Annotated in this window: 16 protein-coding genes; 15 read left to right on the top strand and 1 reads right to left on the bottom strand. The window is 48.4% G+C overall.

Annotated elements, in window-relative coordinates:
• Positions 1-6 precede the first annotated feature (6 nt).
• The 14 genes from grpE (at position 7) to L693_RS0117995 (ending at position 14,642) form a co-directional block, all read left to right on the top strand.
• Complete coding sequence (gene grpE / locus L693_RS0118060; RefSeq protein ID WP_025718819.1) at positions 7-582, top strand: nucleotide exchange factor GrpE; 576 nt, start codon at positions 7-9, stop codon at positions 580-582.
• Positions 583-671: 89 nt separating this feature from the next.
• Positions 672-2,516, top strand: coding sequence for a molecular chaperone DnaK (gene dnaK, locus L693_RS0118055; RefSeq protein ID WP_025718818.1), 1,845 nt, complete (start codon positions 672-674; stop codon positions 2,514-2,516).
• Positions 2,517-2,761: 245 nt separating this feature from the next.
• Positions 2,762-3,889, top strand: coding sequence for a molecular chaperone DnaJ (gene dnaJ, locus L693_RS0118050; RefSeq protein WP_025718817.1), 1,128 nt, complete (start codon positions 2,762-2,764; stop codon positions 3,887-3,889).
• A gap of 204 nt (positions 3,890-4,093) precedes the next feature.
• Positions 4,094-5,749 (top strand): DcuS/MalK family sensor histidine kinase, encoded by a 1,656-nt coding sequence (gene dcuS, locus L693_RS0118045; RefSeq protein WP_081752161.1) that lies wholly within the window; start codon positions 4,094-4,096, stop codon positions 5,747-5,749.
• Complete coding sequence (gene dcuR / locus L693_RS0118040) at positions 5,742-6,461, top strand: two-component system response regulator DcuR (protein WP_025718813.1); 720 nt, start codon at positions 5,742-5,744, stop codon at positions 6,459-6,461. Before dcuS ends, dcuR begins: the two co-directional genes overlap by 8 nt.
• A gap of 134 nt (positions 6,462-6,595) precedes the next feature.
• The gene (locus L693_RS0118035; protein ID WP_025718811.1) at positions 6,596-7,939 is read left to right on the top strand and encodes a 2-hydroxycarboxylate transporter family protein; all 1,344 of its coding nucleotides are present in this window, start codon (positions 6,596-6,598) and stop codon (positions 7,937-7,939) included.
• Positions 7,940-8,002: 63 nt separating this feature from the next.
• A complete protein-coding gene (locus L693_RS0118030) occupies positions 8,003-9,208 on the top strand; it encodes an NAD(P)-dependent malic enzyme (RefSeq protein ID WP_025718809.1) in 1,206 nt (401 codons plus the stop codon).
• Positions 9,209-9,376: 168 nt separating this feature from the next.
• Positions 9,377-9,751 (top strand): hypothetical protein, encoded by a 375-nt coding sequence (locus L693_RS0118025; RefSeq protein WP_025718807.1) that lies wholly within the window; start codon positions 9,377-9,379, stop codon positions 9,749-9,751.
• Positions 9,752-9,775: 24 nt separating this feature from the next.
• Positions 9,776-9,961: a YfhD family protein gene (locus L693_RS0118020; RefSeq protein ID WP_025718805.1), complete on the top strand. Its 186-nt coding sequence runs from the start codon at positions 9,776-9,778 to the stop codon at positions 9,959-9,961.
• Between the two features lie 209 nt (positions 9,962-10,170).
• The gene (prmA, locus tag L693_RS0118015) at positions 10,171-11,136 is read left to right on the top strand and encodes a 50S ribosomal protein L11 methyltransferase (RefSeq protein ID WP_025718803.1); all 966 of its coding nucleotides are present in this window, start codon (positions 10,171-10,173) and stop codon (positions 11,134-11,136) included.
• A gap of 2 nt (positions 11,137-11,138) precedes the next feature.
• Positions 11,139-11,831 (top strand): site-2 protease family protein, encoded by a 693-nt coding sequence (locus tag L693_RS0118010; RefSeq protein WP_025718802.1) that lies wholly within the window; start codon positions 11,139-11,141, stop codon positions 11,829-11,831.
• Between the two features lie 162 nt (positions 11,832-11,993).
• Entirely contained in the window at positions 11,994-12,758 is a 765-nt protein-coding gene (locus L693_RS0118005; protein ID WP_025718800.1) for a 16S rRNA (uracil(1498)-N(3))-methyltransferase, read from the top strand.
• 1 nt (position 12,759) lies between these two features.
• Positions 12,760-14,103 (top strand): tRNA (N(6)-L-threonylcarbamoyladenosine(37)-C(2))-methylthiotransferase MtaB, encoded by a 1,344-nt coding sequence (mtaB, locus tag L693_RS0118000; protein ID WP_025718798.1) that lies wholly within the window; start codon positions 12,760-12,762, stop codon positions 14,101-14,103.
• Between the two features lie 104 nt (positions 14,104-14,207).
• A complete protein-coding gene (locus tag L693_RS0117995; RefSeq protein WP_010345344.1) occupies positions 14,208-14,642 on the top strand; it encodes an NUDIX hydrolase in 435 nt (144 codons plus the stop codon).
• On the opposite strand, the gene L693_RS0117990 is transcribed toward L693_RS0117995, so the two are convergent.
• On the bottom strand, positions 14,632-15,654 hold the full coding sequence (locus L693_RS0117990) for a Na/Pi cotransporter family protein (RefSeq protein ID WP_025718797.1): 1,023 nt from the start codon (positions 15,652-15,654) through the stop codon (positions 14,632-14,634). The genes L693_RS0117995 and L693_RS0117990 overlap by 11 nt on opposite strands.
• A gap of 361 nt (positions 15,655-16,015) precedes the next feature.
• On the opposite strand from L693_RS0117990, the gene L693_RS0117985 reads away from it, so the two are divergent.
• The coding region (locus L693_RS0117985) for a class I SAM-dependent rRNA methyltransferase (protein ID WP_025718796.1) at positions 16,016-16,943 on the top strand (928 nt) is incomplete at its 3' end.

The following is a 16,943-nucleotide window of genomic DNA, read 5'->3' as shown; positions in this document are numbered from 1 at the left end:
AACATTTTGAAGGAAGAACAAGCGTTCCAAGAAGAAAAACAACAAAATGTAAGCACAGAGGAAGCTTCCGAGACGATCCAGGAGCAGGAAGAGCCGGTGAATGAAGCGGCAGCACTGGAAGCGCAGGAAGAAGACACAGAGGTGGCAAAACTTCGTGCGGAGGCTGAGGAGCATCAACAGCGGTTTTTGCGCGCACAGGCGGACTTTGACAATTTCCGTCGCCGCACGTTGAAAGAGAAAGAAGAACTTGCTAAATATGCTTCCATGAAGCTGGTAACCGAGCTGGTACCTGTTCTCGATAACTTCGAGCGTGCGCTGGCAACAGCACAGCAGGGAGCAGAGACTGAGTCATTCGCCAAGGGCGTAGAGATGATCTTCCGCCAGTTTGAGGGCGTGCTGCAGGCTGAGGGCGTAACGGCCATGAATTCGGTGGGTCAACCGTTTAATCCTGATTTCCATCAGGCTATTATGCAGGTGGAAAGCGAAGAGCATGAGGAAGGTATCGTCGTTGAAGAGGTGCAAAAAGGATACATGCTGAAGGACAAGGTACTTCGTCCTGCTATGGTAAAAGTAAGCATGTAGCTTTTTCAATATACATTTAGCAACACATGAATTGAAATTCAACCATCCTGGCCTGAGGGCCTCGTATATACAGAAGGAGGAATTGTCCGATGAGTAAAGTAATCGGTATTGACTTAGGTACAACCAACTCTTGTGTGGCTGTTATGGAGGGCGGCGAAGCCGTCGTTATTCCAAATCCGGAAGGCGCGCGCACAACCCCTTCCGTTGTTGGTTTCAAAAAAGATGGAGAACGTACTGTAGGGGAGACGGCTAAACGCCAAGCGATTACGAACCCGGATCGTACAATCATCTCAATCAAGCGCCATATGGGTACAAACCATAAAGAAAGCATTGACGGCAAGGAGTACTCCCCACAGGAAATCTCCGCTATGATTTTGCAAAAGCTGAAATCCGATGCTGAAGCTTATCTGGGCCAAACGGTAACTCAAGCCGTTATTACGGTTCCAGCTTACTTCAATGACAGCCAACGTCAAGCAACCAAGGATGCAGGTAAAATCGCAGGTCTGGAAGTTCTGCGGATCGTCAACGAGCCAACAGCAGCTGCTTTGGCATACGGTATGGAAAAATCCGAAGACCAAACGATCCTCGTGTATGACCTGGGTGGTGGTACATTTGACGTATCCATTCTGGAATTGGGCGACGGTTTCTTCGAAGTTAAAGCAACAAGCGGTGATAACAAGCTGGGCGGCGATGACTTTGACCAAGTGATCATTGATTACCTCGTAAATGAGTTCAAAAAAGATCAAGGTATCGACTTGAGTAAAGATAAAGCGGCTGTACAACGTCTGAAAGACGCAGCGGAAAAAGCGAAAAAAGAGCTGTCCGGCGTACTGACTACGACGATTTCCCTGCCGTTTATCACAGTCGTTGATGGCGTTCCACAGCATTTGGAGCTGAACCTGACTCGCGCGAAATTTGAAGAGCTGTCTGAAGGTCTGGTAGAACGTACCTTGGGACCTACTCGTCAAGCAATGAAAGATGCAGGCATGAGTGCCAGCGACATCGACAAAATCGTTCTGGTCGGTGGTTCCACTCGTATTCCGGCTGTACAGGAAGCAATCAAAAAATTGACAGGCAAAGAGCCTCATAAAGGCGTAAACCCTGATGAAGTGGTAGCTTTGGGCGCCGCAGTTCAGGCGGGCGTATTGACAGGTGATGTGAAAGACGTCGTTCTTCTCGATGTAACTCCACTGTCCCTCGGTATTGAAACCGCTGGTGGCGTATTCACTAAAATGATTGAGCGTAACACAACGATTCCTACAAGCAAATCGCAGGTATTCTCGACGTATGCCGACAACCAGCCTAGCGTAGAAATTCATGTACTGCAAGGTGAGCGTGAAATGGCAGCAGGCAACAAAACGCTGGGTCGCTTCCAACTGGGAGATATTCCTCCAGCACCACGTGGCGTGCCGCAAATCGAAGTTACCTTTGATCTGGATGCGAACGGTATCGTGAACGTATCTGCTACGGATAAAGGCACTGGCAAGAGTCAAAAAATTACGATCACATCTTCCAGCGGCTTGAGCGACGAAGAAGTAGAGCGTATGATGAAGGATGCCGAATTGCATGCGGAAGAAGATAAAAAACGCAAAGATTTGGTAGAAGCGAAAAACGCTGCGGACCAACTGATCTACTCCGTAGACAAAACGATTAAAGATCTGGGCGAAAAAGCAGATGCAGGTGAAGTCGAAAAGGCCAATGCAGCTAAAGAAAATCTGCAAAAAACGCTGGAAACCGACAACCTCGAAGACATCAAAAAGGCTACTGAAGAGCTGACTGAAATTGTTCAGCAATTGTCTGTAAAACTGTACGAGCAAGCTGCTCAAGCAGCTCAGGCACAAGAGGCTCAAAATGGCTCAGCAGACAGCAAAGGCCGCGACAATGTGGTTGACGCAGATTATGAAGTCGTTAATGAAGACCAGAAGAAAGACTAAGCAACGGATCGGTATTGGCATTAGGGTACACAGGTGCGTTATAATACACTGAATAGTATCCAGCAGCGTAGCTGCCTTGATAAATAACGATGAGACCGAAGGGGAACCGTTATTTTCAGGATAAATAAGCATATTACGGGTTGTACTGCCTTGAAATGATGGGAAGGTCAAAGCCGGGTCATCCCGTGCCTTTGGCTTTCCTTTTATATGTAGTGCAGACGCGTTGTAGGCATGGGGGTGGAACATTGGCTGATAAGCGTGATTATTATGAGGTGCTGGGCGTCGCGAAGGGCGCTTCGGATGAAGAAGTCAAAAAGGCTTACCGCAAGCTTGCTCGTCAGTATCATCCGGACGTGAACAAGGCTGCGGATGCGGAAAGCAAATTTAAAGAAGTGAAAGAGGCTTATGACGTTCTCAGCGATGGTCAGAAGCGGGCAAGATACGACCAGTATGGTCATGTAGACCCTAACCAGGGCATGGGAGGCGGCTTCGGTGGAGCTGACTTCGGTGGCGGGTTTGGCGATATTTTTGATATGTTTTTTGGTGGTGGCGGCAACGGTCGACGTGACCCGAACGCACCACAGCGTGGGAATGATCTCCAATATACGATGACGATCGAATTCAAGGAAGCGGTGTTCGGTAAGGAAACCGATATTAACATTGGACGTACCGAAACATGTGATACGTGTCACGGTACAGGAGCCAAAGCGGGCACCAAGCCACAAACCTGCTCCGTTTGCCACGGTAGCGGACAGGAAGAGGTGGTACAGAATACACCGTTTGGTCGTATGGTTAATCGCCGCGCTTGCTCCAATTGCGGCGGCTCTGGAAAAATTATCAAAGAAAAATGTACAACTTGTAGCGGTTCTGGCCGTGTGCGCAAGCAGCGTAAAATTCATATCCGTATTCCAGCGGGTGTAGATGATGGCGCGCAAATGCGTATCAACGGTGAGGGCGAAGGCGGTGTCAACGGAGGACCGGCAGGTGACTTGTACGTCGTGTTCCGTGTGAAGTCGCATGACTTCTTCGAGCGTGAGGGAGACGACATCTACTGTGAAATTCCGCTGACGTTCTCGCAGGCGGCATTGGGAGATGAGGTTGAAATTCCGACGCTGACCGAAAAAGTGAAATTGAAGGTTCCAGCGGGTACGCAGACAGGTACCTATTTCCGCCTTAAAGGTAAAGGTGTGCCTAAGCTGCGTGGTGTAGGTCAAGGTGACCAGCATATTAAGGTGGTCGTGGTGACGCCTAGCAAGCTGAGTGAGGAACAGAAGGACCTCCTGCGTCAATTCTCTGCGCTTAGCGGAGAGCAGACACATGAGAATGAGCAATCCTTCTTTGACCGTGTGAAGCGCGCCTTTCGAGGCGACTAATCCAAGGTAAGCATCGCGGAGCTTCAACCATGAATCAGAGGGGACTATTCCGCAATTGCGGGGTAGTTCCATTTTTTATTCCCAATCAGATGTGAGTGAATGAAGCGGTATGAAGTTATAACTATGCGGATTTACGTAAACACATACATATCCATTTTTGTATAAGCGTATTAAGCTATTGGCACTTAATCTCAAGTGAAAGGGGTGAGTTCCATCGCAATTTCACAGCCCAAGCTGCGTCGGGGGAAACCGCCAATCAAACTCAGAAGGCTGATTACACTGCTGGTTTGTCTCGTTATGGCGCTTGTACTTCTGCCAGTAACACTGTTATTTGCGGATAGAGTTGAGCATGAAACCGAGATGAGGCTGGAGGAAAAAGCAATGTCCATCGCACGTACACTCGCCCACACGCCTCTTATTGTTGGACAATTGCAACAACCCGGTTCGTCTTTTTCCATGCAGGAGTATGTGCAGAAGGTTTTAACTGCTAATCACGTTCAGTTTATCGTAGTTATGGACATGAAGGGGATTCGCAAAACGCACCCGGATGTCAGGATGATCGGCAAAGCTTTTGTTGGTGGAGACGAATACACTGCACTTCATGGTCATGAGAGTGTATCTGTCGCAAAGGGAACATTGGGCTTGTCCATGCGTGCCTTTTCTCCCGTGTTCAGCTCAACGGGGAAGCAGTTGGGAGCGATTGTCGTCGGTATATCCATGCAAGATGTGCTAAGGGCTCAGGAAGGCAACTACCGCCTTATTGCTATCGCCATTGCTGTCGGGATGCTAATCGGCACCGGAGGAGCAGTTGTGCTGGCCCGTAAAATTAAAAATATGCTGGCCGGTCTGGAGCCGCCGGAAATCGCGCGCTTGCTGGAGGAGCGCAGTGCTATGCTGCAGTCTATTAAGGAAGGTGTCATTGCGGTGGATGAATCCGGACGTGTTATGTTAATGAATGCAGAAGCGATTCGTTTGCTAAGGCAAGCGGGAATTGAAGATTTTTCGTTCTCTGGACAGGAAATTACCGCTTATTTATCCGCTTTCCGATTGCAAGAGGTCCTGAAGGCAAGCACTCCACAGATGGATGAGGAAATGGAGCTGGGGGGAATAACCTTGCTCACTACCAGTGTTCCGATCCGGGTAAAAGGGGAAATCGTGGGCGCGATTGTAACCTTTCGGGATAAAACGGAGATGAAGCAGCTTGCTGAGCGTCTGACAGGGGTGTCTCTATATACGGAGGCACTGCGTGCACAAGCTCACGAGTTTATGAATAAGCTACATGTTATTATGGGGATGGTGCATCTGCGAATGTACGATAAATTGGAGCATTACATTATGGATGCTGTTGAGCATCATCAGGTTGAGATTGGCTCCATTACCCGGCAGATTAAAGACCCTGTCATGGCGGGTTTTGTGTTGGGGAAATTAAGCCGGGCCAGAGAGGTCGGGGTGAATTTTGAACTGACTCCAGGTAGCTATTTGCCCGAATCAGGTCAAACCCAGACGATTCATGAACTGATTACCATTCTTGGTAATTTGTTCGATAATGCGGTCGAGGCGATGGAATCTCTCCAGCACAAGCGGATCACCCTTTCGCTTTATTATGAGAAGCACCAGGAGAAAGGATGGCTGACCTGTATCATGTGTGATAGTGGCCCAGGTATACCGGAAGGGCTCGTAAAGACGATATTTGAAAAAGGCTTTTCGACCAAGGGAGAGTCACGGGGAATGGGGCTTTATCTGGTGGCACAAAGCGTGGAAAGATTACAGGGGAGTGTAGAATTGATTCCAGCTGAGCAAGGGTGCTGTTTTGAGATTGCAATTCCATATATGATAACGGGGAATGATGAACATGATTAATGTCCTGATTGTAGAAGATGATCCGATGGTTGCCGAATTTAACCGCAAATATATGGAGCAGGTAGAGGGTTTTCAATGTGCAGGCTGGGCTTCTTCTGTAGAAGAGGCCAAGAAATTTTTGGCTGAACGGGCTGTTGATCTGATTTTATTAGATGTGTATATGCAGGAAAGCAATGGCCTGGATTTGCTGTCATTCATCCGGGAGGCAGGAGTGGATGCGGACGTCATTGTGATCTCAGCTGCAAGTGACATGAACAGTGTCAAGAAGGCGATGAATTTCGGCGCGGTGGATTATTTGATTAAGCCGTTCCACTTTAATCGTTTTCTGGAGGCACTCACAGGTTATCGGGAGCATATCAGTATCGTACGTGAGCGCAGCTTGCTTTCACAGGAGGAGCTGGATCGTCTCCTATATCATAAAAACTTTACCAAGGATCTGGCCCGACTGCCCAAAGGGGTAGCCAAGTCAACGCTGGCTATGATATGGAATTGTATCCGGCAGCATGAAGCACAGCTATTTTCCACCGAGGACATTGCAGAAAGTGCAGGGATATCCAGAGTGTCTATACGTAAATACCTGACTTTTTTGACGGAGATTGAGGTGCTTGCTATGGAAACGATTTATGGGACCATCGGACGACCTGTGTACCAATATCATATTTTACCGCAGGCGGAAGAAATCATGGCCGGTTATGATTTAAGCTCCCTTTGATTACTTTAGTTACAAAAGTAGATTATTAGTTTTAAAACCAAATAAAGCGTTTTCCAAGGTGTAGAATAGAAGCATGATCATCGTTCCTTACTACGAGGCATGATGATCGTTCTTTACTACAAGGAGGGAGCTTTATGGAAAATGCCACAAACCGGGCTGTCATTCAAAAGGAGCAAAAATGGAATAAAAATCCTGTAGATGCCATCAGGATGCTAGGTAAGATAAAAGTGGGAGTGATTCCGCTTCCGCTCTACGTCGTGATTGCGTTGGTTATATACGCAGCTGCGATTACACAAAGTCTTCCGAACGATATGTTGGGCGGGTTCGCCGTCATCATGATTTTGGGCATACTGCTCAGTGAACTGGGTTCCAAGCTTCCGCTGCTCAAGCATATTGGTGGCCCAGCTATTTTGTCACTCATGGTTCCATCGTTGATGGTATTTTGGAATATGTTCAGTCCATCCGCGATGGGAGCGGTACACACGCTCATGAAAACCTCTAATTTTCTTTATTTCTACATCGCTTGTTTGGTAACCGGGAGTATTCTTGGTATGGATCGTAAAATGCTGATGAACGGAATTATTAAAATTTTTGCCCCTATTATAGTTGGTTCCATTGCAGCTGTTGCAGCAGGTATGGTCGTGGGGATGGCTTTTGGCTACAGTGCCTATCATACGTTCTTTTACATCATTATTCCCATTATCTCCGGTGGGATTGGGGAAGGAATTTTACCTTTGTCCATCTCGTATGGATTAGTCTTGGGCAAAGATTCGGCGGTATTCGTATCCCAGTTTATCCCGGCTGCAATCATCGGGAATATTGTTGCAATCATAGGCGCGGGGGTTCTTAAGAGATTAGCGGAGAAGAGACCAAATACTTCTGGTAACGGAAGGTTGTTAAAACTCGGTAAGGAAGAGAAATTGTCCCCTGCAAGTTTGGATCAACCCGTTTCTTTCCCATTAATGGGTGGAGGACTGTTATTGGCCTGTACTTTCTTTATCGTAGGCAAGCTGCTGGAGCCATATCTTCATATTCCAGGACCGATTCTGATGATTTTGGCAGCGGCTATCATAAAATGTGTGCAAATCATGCCGAATCAGCTGGAACAGGGAGCTTTCCATTTGTACAAATGTATAACGGCAAGCCTGACGTGGCCATTGATGGTAGGATTAGGAATTTTATACGTTCCTTTGGATAGTGTGGTTGGGATTCTGACGATACCTTATGCCATCACCTGTGCATCGGTTGTCGTTGCATTAATTGTTGCCGGGTATTTTACCGGAAAATGGATTAATATGTATCCAGTAGAAGCTGCAATAGTAACTAGTTGTCGTGGTGGATTGGGAGGTACGGGGGATGTGGCCATCTTGTCAGCATCAAATCGGATGGAACTGATGCCTTTTGCGCAAATTGCAACTCGTATTGGCGGGGCAGCCACGGTTATTTTAGCAACTTTGTTACTCAATTTATGGAGCTGAAGAGTTTATATATAGATATGAAATTCATAGCTCAAATACAGACACGAGAGGATGGAGAGAAATATGAGTAGTTTATTGGACGAAATCAGAGAATTGCACGAAGGTGGCAAAATGGAGACCTTACCGAAAAAGCGGATTGAAACGATGGAGGGGTTATCCAAGGTTTATACGCCGGGTGTGGCTGAAATTTGCATGGAAATTGCGAATGATCCAGCCAAAGCGTATGAGCTAACAATCAAAAAAAATACAGTCGCCGTTGTATCGGATGGGACAGCGGTGCTTGGATTAGGGGATATCGGACCAGAGGCGGCTATGCCTGTGATGGAGGGCAAGGCGGTCCTGTTCAAACAGTTTGCAGGTGTCGATGCATTTCCAATCTGTCTCAATACGAAGGACCCTGATGAAATTGTTCACATCGTCAAAATGATTGCTCCTGCCTTTGGAGGCATTAATCTGGAGGACATCTCTTCACCACGCTGTTTTGAGGTCGAGAGACGCTTGAAAGAGGAGTTGGATATTCCGGTATTTCATGATGACCAGCACGGGACCGCAGTTGTCGTATTGGCGGGTCTGGTAAATGCGCTGAAGGTATGCGGCAAGAAAATGGAGGATGTCAAAGTTGTATTTGCCGGTATCGGTGCGGCTGGTATGGCATGCTCCCGCATGCTACTCAAGGCGGGTGTACGTAATCTGATTGGCGTTGACCGCCAAGGGGCCATTCATCGTGGAGTGGAATACAGTAATCCGCATTGGGCAGAGTATGCCAATATGACCAATCCCCATAATCTGAGTGGTAGTTTATCCGACGTGATTGTAGGAGCTGATGTTTTCATCGGTGTATCAGGCCCGGATTTATTGACTGTGGAGGATATTCAAAGCATGGCCGCTGATCCTATAGTCTTCGCCATGGCGAATCCGAAGCCAGAGATTGATCCAGCTTTAGCAGCGCCTTTTGTACGTGTATTGGCTACGGGCCGCTCTGATTTTCCTAATCAGATAAATAATGTACTGTGCTTCCCGGGAATTTTCCGGGGCGCACTGGATTGTCATGCCACGACGATTAATGAAGAAATGAAACTGGCTGCCGGGCTTGCCATTGCGGATGCAATCAGTCCTGAAGAGCTAAGTGAAACTTATATCATACCTAATGTGTTTAATCCCAAGGTGGTGCAAAAGGTTCGGGATGCTGTTATTCGCGCTGCATTGGAGACGGGGGTAGCGAAGGCAGGACAAATACCCGCTGCTGGCCTGCACCCGGAAAAGTTATAATCTTCACAAACGATATTTCCAGTGTTTCGTCTATTAAATCCGGTGTTGTCTGTTCCGTCCCATCTCTGTGGGGAATATAAATACGTGCCAATGAGCAGGATATAGCAAAGCGCAACTGTATCGCTTGAACGAAAGCTGCGCTCAATATTACACAGGGAGTTTTTGGGGATGGGTGAAAAAAATATTTTGGCGTATTTTAAAAGCCCTGAGGAAGCACAGGGAGCCGCTAGAAAACTGGAAGCTCTTCGGGTAGCGGATGTGTCAATAGACCGATTTAGCCGATATCCGCGACAGTCCACAGGCAACGGTGGATTACCTGTATTTTCGGGACAAATTACCAGCTTGTCCTCTATAACGCAGGGAGTGGACTTTACAGATGCAAGTCCAGCGATATTGGCTGCATCTGATCCCACTGCCAGTGGAATGAGCGATGGAGGACAGGGTGGACCGACAGGCCGCGATATTTTGTTGACTGCTGTAGTCGATGAATCCATTCATCATCAAGCGATGTCCATCGTGGAGCAAGCAGGTGGAATGCTGTGAACAGTTTGGAAGGAGCTGTGATAGATGCCAACCAACAAACGCTTTGATAAAGTGCTGACCAAAACGGAGAAAATCAAACGGGCGCAATCTGTCAAAAATGAGGACGTTGAGTTCTCGGCAGAGCAGGCAGATGCTCAGGATTTGGAAGCGATTCGGCGCGCTGAAGTGGCTGATCGTCGTCAGGAGCGCATTATTAGCGACAGCGAGTAGAATTCGTGAAGACGAGTTATCCCCATCTTAAAGATGATTAAGGGATAGCTCGTCTTGTTTGTGTAGGCTCGTTTTTAAAAGGGTAGACGACATCACAAGTTCTACAAAAAACATTTTCGCTCTCCGATGATACTTGCTGTTTTGAACTCTTATGCATGTATATAGTACAATATAGAGTATGCATGTGAAATGAGGAGGAAATGAAAACCATGTTGTGGAATGAAATAACAATACATACAAGCGAAGAAGCCGTCGAAATGATTTCAAATTTTCTGCACGAAGCAGGGGCGGGAGGGGTTTCTATTGAAGAATCCGGCTCGCTCAACAAACCGCGTGATACGTCTTACGGGCAGTGGTATGATCGCCCCTTGAACGACATTCCAGAAGGACAAGCAATCATCAAGGGCTATTTTTCCGAAGAAGTGGATATGAACAGCATACGTGCAGAAATTGAGCCGCGGGTCGAACAATTAAGAACCTTCGATATTGATCCCGGTGAGGTTCGGTATGAGCTGAAAACGGTCAATGAGGATGACTGGGCCAACGCCTGGAAGCAATATTTCAAGCCTTTACGTGTGTCGGATCATCTAACGATCAAACCGACTTGGGAAGACTATGAGCCTGCAAGTGAGGATGAAAAAATCATTGAGCTGGACCCGGGTATGGCCTTTGGCACGGGAACGCATCCTACAACATCCCTTTGCCTGAGAACACTGGAATCTGTAATTAAGGGTGGAGAAGAGGTTATTGATGTAGGTACAGGCTCCGGTATTTTAGCCATTGGAGCAGTGAAGCTGGGAGCGAAGCATGTGCTGGCTCTGGACCTGGATCCGGTAGCGGTCTCAAGTGCGCGGGAAAATACGCGTCTGAATGGACTGGAGGAACATATTACTATTAAAGAAAGCGATCTGCTATCCGTGCTCAATGCAAGCGATCCAACACTGGGTATCCAGCTGCCGGTCAAGCTGGTGGTTGCTAATATTTTGGCCGAGATTATTTTGCTGTTCATTGATGATGTATATAAGGCTCTGGAGCCAGGCGGGGTTTATATTGCTTCAGGGATTTGGAAAAATAAAGAAGAGGTTGTCGAAACTGCGTTAAAGGCAGCTGGCTTTGAAATTGCCGAAATACGCCGCGATGAAGATTGGCTGGCGTTTGTGGCGAGAAAGAGGTAAGCATGGACTTTCTACAAAGTATTTTTCGCGTAAATTTAAATGTTCTTCCATTTTACTTACTGGCTGTGATCATATCTTTTACAGTGCATGAGTTTGCGCATGCGTATTATGCCAATAAATTTGGTGATCCCACAGCCAAGCTGCTTGGGCGCGTGACATTAAATCCGGCTGTGCATATTGATCTGCTGGGTACGCTCTTGCTGCTGATCGGGGGCTTTGGCTGGGCCAAGCCTGTTCCGGTTAACCGTGATAATTTCAGCCGTCCGCGCCTCATGGGTATCATCGTTTCGGCTGCCGGTCCGCTGAGTAATCTGTTGCTTGCATTTGTCACTACATTAATCTATGCCATGCTGCTTCATTTTCAAGTACTGCCAGGCATGGAGAACCAGCGGGTGGCTCAGGCGATTTATCTGTTTATCAATGCACTGATCAATTTGAATCTGTTTCTGTTTATCTTTAACCTGATTCCACTGCCTCCGCTGGATGGATACCGGATTGTGGAGGACGTAGCTCCAACTCCTGTGCGCCGCAAGCTTCAGCAGTTTGAACAGTGGTCCATCTTTATTTTTCTGCTTATACTGGTCATTCCGCAGGTGCGGGCTGTAACGATTGAACCTCTTTACACGCTGGCCCAAGTGATATATATACAGTTTTTGCAGTTCTCTTTTTACATCACCGGATTATTTGGAGCCTAAGGGCTCCTTTTTTGTGAGAACAGATCATATTGCGACAATGGAAAAGGGAACAGACTGGTCATACAGGCGCAAAAGATGATATGATGGTGCTTGGTGATTTATTCGGTTTTTGTACGGAAAGTCAGTGGATAACAGTTATTTTTAGAATAGGTGTGAGAGACAATGCAGCGTTATTTTATTCCGGCAGAGCAATTTCTGGAAGATCACGTGATGGTTGCGGGTGAGGACGCGCGGCATATTGCCAAGGTCATGCGTGGCCGTAGCGGTGACAAAATTATAGTCAGTGACGGGGTGTCCAGAGAAGCACTGGCTGCGCTGGATACGATTGAGCAGGATCATGTGACAGCGACAATCGTCGAGCTGCTGGAGATGAGCTCTGAGCCGCATGTGCAGGTCACCATCGCTCAAAGTCTTCCTAAGGGAGACAAGATGGAGACGGTGATGCAAAAATGTACAGAAATCGGAGCAGCGGGCTTTATACCGTTTTTGTCCGAGCGTACAGTCGTGCAGTATGATGCCAAAAAAGAAGGCAAGCGATTGGAGCGCTGGCGCAAGATTGTGAAGGAAGCGGCTGAGCAAAGCCATCGCAACCGGATTCCCGAAATTAGTGCACCCCTGACGTGGAAAGAGCTGCTGGCTTCTTTTGCGGGGTATGATTTGATATGCTATTGTTATGAAAAAGAGCAGGGGCGGCAGCTACGTGATGTGATCCAACCCTTCGTAGGACAATGGGCGTCGGCAGACAAGCCGCGTGTTCTGCTGGTGGTGGGCCCGGAAGGCGGCTTCACTGAAGCGGAAAGCCTGGAGGCTGAGCAGGCCGGGGCTCAATCTACAGGGCTGGGAAGACGTATTTTGCGTGCAGAGACCGCAGGTATGGCTGCGTTGGCGTGCATTTTATATGAGTCAGGAGAAATGGGAGGGATTTAACATGCCATCAGTGGCATTTTACACATTAGGCTGTAAAGTAAACTTTTATGATACAGAAGCAATCTGGCAGCTGTTCAAAAAAGAAGGTTATGAGCAGGTGGATTTTGACGAGCAGACTGCAGATGTTTATTTGATTAATACATGTACGGTTACGAATACTGGCGATAAAAAGAGTCGTCAGATTATTCGTCGCGCGATTCGCCGAAATCCGGATGCCATTGTAGCAGTGACGGGCTGTTACGCTCAAACTTCTCCTGCCGAAATTATGGATATTCCCGGTGTCGATCTCGTTATTGGTACGCAGGATCGGGACAAGATTATTCCGTATGTGAAGGAGATTCAAGAATCGCGTCAACCGGTGAACGCTGTACGAAATATTATGAAGACTCGTGTGTTTGAGGAAATGGATGTGCCTGATTTTGCTCATCACACCCGTGCGTTTTTGAAAATTCAGGATGGCTGCAATAATTTCTGCACCTTCTGCATCATTCCGTGGTCGCGCGGTCTATCCCGCAGCCGTGATGCCGCGAGCATTATCGCACAGGCGCGTCAGCTGGTGCACGCAGGCTACAAGGAAATCGTACTTACAGGTATCCATACTGGCGGCTATGGAGACGATATGGAAAATTATGACCTGTCCGATCTGTTGTGGGATCTGGAGAAGGTGGAAGGGCTGGAACGTATCCGTATCAGTTCGATTGAAGCCAGCCAGATTGATGAAAAAATGCTCGATGTGCTGAAACGCTCCAACAAGCTGGTTCGTCATTTTCACATACCGCTTCAGGCAGGAGACGACACCGTGCTGAAACGGATGCGCCGCAAGTACACGACAGAAGAATTTTATAACAAGATGCTTATGATTCGAAAAGCAATGCCGGATGTGGCGATTACAACAGATGTGATTGTCGGATTCCCCGGGGAAACGGACGAAATGTTCCGCAACGGCTATGAGCTGATGAAAAAAATCAATTTTTCAGAAATGCACGTATTCCCGTATTCCAAGCGCACTGGAACGCCTGCGGCACGTATGGAGGATCAGGTCGACGAGGACGTGAAAAATGCACGTGTGCATGAGTTGATTGAACTGTCAGAGCAAATGCAACTGGCGTATGCCGAGAAGTTTGTAGGTCAGGTGCTGGAGGTCATTCCGGAAGTTGCACCGAAAGGAACCGAAGATAGCGGCATACTTTACGGTTATAGTGACAATTATATTCAATTGGTGTTTGAAGGTACCGAGGATTTGGTGGGCAAGGTGTGCCGCGTGAAACTGATGAAGGCGGGCGTTAATGAATGTGAAGGCCAATTGGTCCGCGTATTGGAGAACGGGCTGCAAGCAGCTCTCTAAGAACATAAAAAGCCTGAACAGGCAATAGCGACGGCAAACAAGGATTTCGCCTTTCCCTACAGAGAGGACGGAATCCTTGTTGCGCAAGGAAAGGAGATTACAGGATGGCAGCAAAAAAGGAAATTTCCGCAGGCGGTGTTGTGTTTCGCAAACAGGGGGAGCAGCTTGAAATCCAGCTGATTACTGACCGATATGGCAAGGTATCCTTGGCTAAAGGCAAAATGGAGCCTGGAGAAACAATCGAACAGACGGCTTTACGTGAAATTCGCGAGGAAACAGGGCTAAACGGGCGAATTATTCAGCATGTGGATATGATTGCTTATACCTACCAGCATGCTGAATATGGGGAAGTGGACAAGGAAGTTCATTATTATCTCGTGGAGGCACTGGATGGAGATTTACAGGCGCAGATCGAAGAAATAAAAGGTGTCGCGTGGCATACGCCTGAGGAGGCATGGCGTCTCCAGCGCCAAGGTGGATACGATAATAATGATGTCATTTTGAGCAAGGCGCTGTCTATGCTGGGAATTAACGTTTAATTCTAGGGAGAGACATACGTTGCTCCAAGCGAGTCCATACAGGTAAATAGCAAGCGGGCAAGGCGATCAGAGAGCTGATCACGTTGAACAGCGTTTGGGCATGGGCGACCTTGGCTCCAGGCTCGGCGGATATCCAGGCGGCAGCCATTTCCAGCCCGGGGATCAACGGCATAAAAAGCAAGGCTCCGCCTACATTCAGCAGCACATGGGACCAGGCCACAAATTTGCCGGACGTGCTGCCGCCTACAGCGGCGATCAAAGCAGTCACGCAGGTGCCTACATTGGAGCCGATGACAATGGCGATCCCCACATCGACCGGCAAGGCACCTGCGGCCGCAAGGCTGATCGCCATGCCGATAACGGCTGCGCTGCTGTGGACAAGTGCGGTCAGGCAGGCTCCGGCGGCGAAGGCCCACCACATGTTGGCCGCAGCGTGATCCAGAAACCAGCGGAATAGTCCGGCCTGCTCAATCCAGGGGCCGACTGCTTGCATCACACGGATGCCGATCAGAATCAGCGAAAATCCGGCAAAGGCAAGGCTGATAAATTGTACAGCCTGCGGGCGGCTGAGTCCATTGGAGCCGTGGGGAACTCCGACAGATACATACTGGCGGCCGGGGACAGCTTCTCCCCACAGGACGGCGGTGCTCCAGCATAGCAGTGAGCCGCATAGCAGCGGCACAGCCATCTTGCCCAGCTGCAGCCCCATCAGCTCGGTGACCAGGCAGGTGCCGATATTGGTGCCGAGGATGATGCCGAGCGTACGGCCGTAGGATAAAAGCTCGGCATTGACCAGCCCGATGGTCAGCACCGTTACGGCGGTGCTGCTTTGCAGCAGGGCGGTAATGCATGAGCTGAACAGCAAGCCCCGCCAAGGCGAAACGGTGGCACGGTTCAGCCAGCGGGTGAGGAAGGGGCCAGCCAAATGGCGGAGAGCAGCTTCCATCAGCTTCATTCCGCCCAAAAAAACAAGCAGCCCACCGCACAGCGGCAAAATAACGTGTATAAACACGGGCGTAGCCCCCTTTTCTAAGTGAAATTACTTATGTAACAGCCTATGATCTGTCGAGGACAGCCATGACAAGCATGGCTGAGTTGTTTTTTTTTACGGAACGATAATTTTTGTAGTATCTTCACAAGCTTTAAAAGCGTGACGTCGATATAAAGGCGGGCAATAGCGGAGCGGTTCATTTGAATCTGGAGAAGCGGTAGCGTTCGCCTTTGCAGGGGGATTCTTACCATTAAAATCATTTATAAAATCCAAAGAATCCCCCTGCAACAGCGATCGTAAGATCAAATGAACCGTGGAGCCGCGCCCCATCGAACACCACGCTTTTAACACTTTGAGTAATCCAAGAATAGGAGTGAGGGTTTTGCCTTCAGTAATATTAGAACGAGGCCGCAAAAAAAGGCTGGAGCACGCACACCCCTGGGTGTTTAAAAATGAAATAGCCAAGGTCGAGGGCGATCCGGCGGCGGGCGATCTGGTCAGCATTGTTAACCATCAGGGTCGATATTTCGCGACAGGCTACTATAATCCGGCTTCACAAATTACAGTGCGTGTGATATCGTACGAGCCGCTGGAAGCCATGGACAAAAATTTCTTTGTTGAACGCTTCCGCAATTGTCTGGAGCACCGTGAACGTTTTGTGACCGGAGGAGACGCTTATCGGCTAGTGTACGGCGAGGCTGATTTTTTGCCTGGACTGATTGTCGACCGATTCGGAGATGTGTTGGTCGTGCAGTTGTTGACGTTGGGCATGGATCGGCGAAGGGAAGAAATCAGGAACGCGCTCGTTGAAGTGGTTAGCCCTGTCGGTATATATGAACGCAGTGATGTATCCATCCGCGAGTTGGAAGGACTGGAACAGAAAAAAGGGCCTTTGTACGGTGATTGCCCGCGCCATGTCGTGGTAACGGAAAATGGCTTGCAAATCAAGGTCGATATCGTAGAGGGCCAGAAGACAGGTTATTTCTTCGACCAGCGTGAGAATCGTGCGGCGATTGCACCGTTGATGACAGGCTGGGGCGCACGCAGCGCAATTACGATTCAGGAAGTGGCAGAGCAAGACGGCTCTGGCACCACGGTCATGAAGCCTGTAAATAAAAGCGGTAAGGTTGTTGAATTTCCATTTTGGGATGGCGCAACTGTATTAGAGTGCTTTTCACATACCGGAAGCTTTACACTTAATGCATGCAAATATGGTGCAAAAAAAGTAACTTGTCTTGATATTTCCGAGCATGCGATTGAAAGCGCGCGGGATAATGTTAAGTTGAACGGCTTCGAGGAACGTGTCGAGT

Source organism: Paenibacillus sp. 1-18, assembly GCF_000520755.1.
Taxonomy (GTDB): Bacteria; Bacillota; Bacilli; order Paenibacillales; family Paenibacillaceae; genus Paenibacillus; species Paenibacillus brasilensis.
The sequence above is the reverse complement of the archived record's forward strand: the minus strand, read 5'-3'. Positions and strand labels throughout refer to the sequence as shown.

Coding starts and splice junctions, on each gene's coding strand:
- dnaK (WP_025718818.1), top strand. CDS start 672: ATGAGTAAAGTAATCGGTATTGACTTAGGTACAACCAACTCTTGTGTG.
- dcuR (WP_025718813.1), top strand. CDS start 5,742: ATGATTAATGTCCTGATTGTAGAAGATGATCCGATGGTTGCCGAATTT.
- L693_RS0118035 (WP_025718811.1), top strand. CDS start 6,596: ATGGAAAATGCCACAAACCGGGCTGTCATTCAAAAGGAGCAAAAATGG.
- L693_RS0118030 (WP_025718809.1), top strand. CDS start 8,003: ATGAGTAGTTTATTGGACGAAATCAGAGAATTGCACGAAGGTGGCAAA.
- L693_RS0118025 (WP_025718807.1), top strand. CDS start 9,377: ATGGGTGAAAAAAATATTTTGGCGTATTTTAAAAGCCCTGAGGAAGCA.
- L693_RS0118020 (WP_025718805.1), top strand. CDS start 9,776: ATGCCAACCAACAAACGCTTTGATAAAGTGCTGACCAAAACGGAGAAA.
- prmA (WP_025718803.1), top strand. CDS start 10,171: ATGTTGTGGAATGAAATAACAATACATACAAGCGAAGAAGCCGTCGAA.
- L693_RS0118010 (WP_025718802.1), top strand. CDS start 11,139: ATGGACTTTCTACAAAGTATTTTTCGCGTAAATTTAAATGTTCTTCCA.
- L693_RS0118005 (WP_025718800.1), top strand. CDS start 11,994: ATGCAGCGTTATTTTATTCCGGCAGAGCAATTTCTGGAAGATCACGTG.
- mtaB (WP_025718798.1), top strand. CDS start 12,760: ATGCCATCAGTGGCATTTTACACATTAGGCTGTAAAGTAAACTTTTAT.
- L693_RS0117995 (WP_010345344.1), top strand. CDS start 14,208: ATGGCAGCAAAAAAGGAAATTTCCGCAGGCGGTGTTGTGTTTCGCAAA.